General features: G+C 63.2%; 1 pseudogene. It reads right to left on the reverse strand.

Annotated elements, in window-relative coordinates:
* Positions 1-210 precede the first annotated feature (210 nt).
* A pseudogene (locus DY467_RS26375) lies at positions 211-405 on the reverse strand (winged helix-turn-helix transcriptional regulator); the annotation flags it as partial.

Below are 405 nucleotides of genomic sequence, written 5' to 3' on the forward strand. Positions count from 1 at the left end.
GTCTATGACGCACTCACCGCGCCGTCGCCGAAGGCGCACGACGTGATCACGCCAGGACCGCTGCAGTTCTGGCTCTCGACCAAACTGCCGCCGCGCTGGATCGACAAGGTCGTGGCGAAAAGGCTTGGGTTGAAGCCGAAGACCTGAAGGCGCACGAGCGATCGTAGATCGGTCGGCTGTCACATGCGCTGGTGCACTGTCCGTCCGGCGTTATTTGCGGACGACCTTCAGCACCTCGGTATCGCGCCAAGTCAGACGCCGACCGTTCTTCCCGTGTAGCTCCAGCCTTGGGACAGGTGCGCGCGTCTCACGGTCGATCATGGAGGACCGCGGTTCATTGGCCGTGTAGAGATGCTCCTCGCCCCATTGACGCAGCGCGACGATGACGAGGAACAGTCCGCTCCC

Origin of the sequence: Rhodopseudomonas sp. BR0G17 (assembly GCF_010907025.1) — a bacterium.
Lineage (GTDB): Bacteria > Pseudomonadota > Alphaproteobacteria > Rhizobiales > Xanthobacteraceae > Rhodopseudomonas > Rhodopseudomonas palustris_H.